Below are 2,851 nucleotides of genomic sequence, written 5' to 3' on the forward strand. Positions count from 1 at the left end.
TATTCTGTCAAGCTTTTATTTCAATCTGTTATCAGAACTTAGATTTAAAACCAATTAAGCTTCTAATCTCGTTGTCCCGATGAGGTGCGTATTATACGCTGTTCAGTTACATTGTCAAGAAGTTTTTTCGTTTTGTTTGAATTTGTTTATTTTCCAAACTTTCCAAACCACTCCTTGCCTCAACAGAACGACGTATTATATACCCTTTTTACTAGGCGTCAAGGGCTATTTTCTGTATAGATCACTTAAGCATATCAATAAAAAAGATAGGTAGTAACCAAGATAGCTGAATAACTACTTGGTTTATGGTGACAGTTTATCGCCTATATTGAGAATAAAAGCTCAATTCAATCCCCTACTATCTCTGTGGATTTTCTAAAATAACTATTATAAGTGTCTTATATTAATCTTAAAATAAATATCAATGCAGCTTCATACGTTATGCTTCGCGAAATCTCGTCCATAATTCAAGGTTATGGTAATAGCCGAGATATTCGACGAAAAATGTTTAAGGGGTCCAGATGCAAGTAGTCAAAACAGATGTGGCAATTATTGGTGCTGGGGGCGCCGGCCTTCGTGCTGCCATCGAAATTGCCCGTAGTGCACCCGATACTGAGGTGATGTTAATTTCAAAAGTGTACCCAATGCGTAGTCACACTGTTGCTGCTGAGGGTGAGGGTGGCGCTGCCGGAGTCGTTCGCGATGATGACTCTTTGGAAAATCACTTCAATGACACGGTATCCGGTGGGGATTGGCTGTGTGAACAAGATGTGGTTGAGTATTTTGTTGAACACGCCACAGAGGAGATGATTCAACTCGAGCATTGGGGTTGCCCTTGGTCACGCCTGCCTAATGGACGGGCGAATGTGCGCCGCTTTGGAGGCATGAAGATTCCGCGCACCTGGTTTGCGTCAGATAAGACCGGTTTTCATATTCTGCATACCCTATTTCAGACCTCAATACAGTATCCCAATATTAAGCGTCTAGATGAACACTTTGCTGTAGATTTGATAATGAGTCCCAGTGATCAACAAGTGGAGCAAAAACAGCTAGAAGGTGTGCTTTGCTATGACTTATTAAATGGTAAGACGGTAGCGGTACAAGCTAAAAGTGTGATTATCGCTACGGGCGGCGCAGGCCGAATCTATACCTTTAATACCAATGGTGGCATTGTCACAGGGGATGGTATGGCATTGGCCTATCGCCATGGGGTGCCCCTACGTGATATGGAGTTTGTGCAATACCACCCTACTGGGTTGCCGGGTTCTGGAATCTTGATGACAGAAGGTTGCCGTGGTGAAGGAGGCATCTTAGTCAATAAAGACGGCTATCGCTATCTTCAAGATTATGGTTTGGGTCCTGAAACACCTGTTGGCGAACCCAAAAATAAGTATATGGAGCTTGGCCCACGCGACAGACTGTCACAGGCGTTTTATCATGAATGGAAGGCTGGTCGTACTATCGAGACACCAAGAGGTCCAGCCGTTCATCTCGACTTGCGCCATCTGGGTGAGGACTATATTAATGAACGCTTGCCATTTATTAGATCCCTTGCCCAAAAGTTCGTTGGTGTTGACCCGGTGTACGAGCCGATTCCTGTCCGTGCAACCGTTCACTACACTATGGGCGGTATTGAGACCAACCGTCATTGCCAAACTCGTATACCAGGATTATTTGCGGTCGGTGAATGTGCCTCCGTTGGCTTGCACGGTGCAAACCGCCTAGGCTCAAACTCCTTAACAGAGCTGTGTGTGTTCGGCAAAGTGGCTGGTGAAAGTGCCTTGCTTCATACCCAGTCCAATCAAAACTCTGTTTCTGCATCAGATTTTGAACAGTTGGCTAAGCAAGCTTTTAAACCCTATGCAGAGCTATTAAATCGGACCAATGGTACCGAAAAACCTGCCGATATCCGTAACTATAGTCGTAGACAAATTAAAGAGCTACAGCGTTAACCTTAATAAGCCCGTTCTAGTAGTACTTGAGGTAGGTTGCCTCGTATCTCATTTGGTTGGCTATGACTATATCTCGGCAGAATGATGGAAGAAAACGTGGGGATCTATCGCAGCGCTGAAAATTCAGAAATTGCCATTGCCGGTATCAAAAAGCTCAAAGAGCGCTATAAGAATGTGAAAGTCACAGACCATAGCTCGACCTTTAATACTGACTGGCTCACAACCATTGAGCTAGGTTACCTATTAGATGTGGCGGAAAGCATGATTTATAGCGCCAATGCCCGTAAAGAGTCGCGTGGCTCACATCAACGTCTGGATTATCCCGAGCGTGACGACGAGCACTATCTCAAACACACTCTTGCTTTTTATCAGCCAGATGCAGAGCCACAAATTAAATATAGCGATGTGTTAATTACTAAATCACAACCAGCCACGCGCGCTTATGGTGCTGCGGGTGAGTCTGGAGGAGAAAAGTAATATGAATAGCCACTCTAAACCAAATAGCAGCCAACTAAATAACCAAGAAAACAATCTTGATACCTCAGCAAATAATACTGTCAAAATTACGGTCATGCGCTATCGCCCCGATGAAGATGATAGACCTTGGCCAGAAACATTCGAGATTGAATGGAGTTATGATATGTCCATTCTTGATGCGTTAGGGGTTATCAAAGACAATCTGCGTCCAGAACTTGCTTATCGGTGGTCATGTAGAATGGAGGTTTGTGGCTCTTGCGGTATGGTCGTCAATGGCGAACCTAAGCTTGCCTGCTCTACCTTCGTGCGTGACTACGTTATTGACTTCCTCCCCTCGCTAAACCGAGGGGATTCCTACAGCTAGACGGTCAAGCCCGACCGCGAGGATGTTCTTAGCAGCATTGATATCTCTATCATGCCAT

General features: G+C 44.7%; 3 protein-coding genes. All 3 read left to right on the forward strand.

Annotation, left to right across the window (positions count from 1 at the left end; all coding sequences use genetic code 11):
* Positions 1-521: 521 nt before the first annotated feature.
* The 3 genes from A1019T_RS04065 to A1019T_RS13975 all read left to right on the forward strand — a co-directional run bounded on the left by A1019T_RS04065 (position 522) and on the right by A1019T_RS13975 (position 2,793).
* Positions 522-1,952: an FAD-binding protein gene (locus A1019T_RS04065; RefSeq protein WP_244156530.1), complete on the forward strand. Its 1,431-nt coding sequence runs from the start codon at positions 522-524 to the stop codon at positions 1,950-1,952.
* 81 nt (positions 1,953-2,033) lie between these two features.
* A complete protein-coding gene (locus tag A1019T_RS04070; protein ID WP_077450542.1) occupies positions 2,034-2,429 on the forward strand; it encodes a hypothetical protein in 396 nt (131 codons plus the stop codon).
* A 1-nt stretch (position 2,430) separates the two neighbouring features.
* On the forward strand, positions 2,431-2,793 hold the full coding sequence (locus A1019T_RS13975; protein WP_077450543.1) for a 2Fe-2S iron-sulfur cluster-binding protein: 363 nt from the start codon (positions 2,431-2,433) through the stop codon (positions 2,791-2,793).
* The last annotated feature ends 58 nt before the right edge of the window (positions 2,794-2,851 follow it).

Source organism: Psychrobacter piechaudii (assembly GCF_900162825.1).
In the GTDB taxonomy this organism is placed as follows: domain Bacteria; phylum Pseudomonadota; class Gammaproteobacteria; order Pseudomonadales; family Moraxellaceae; genus Psychrobacter; species Psychrobacter piechaudii.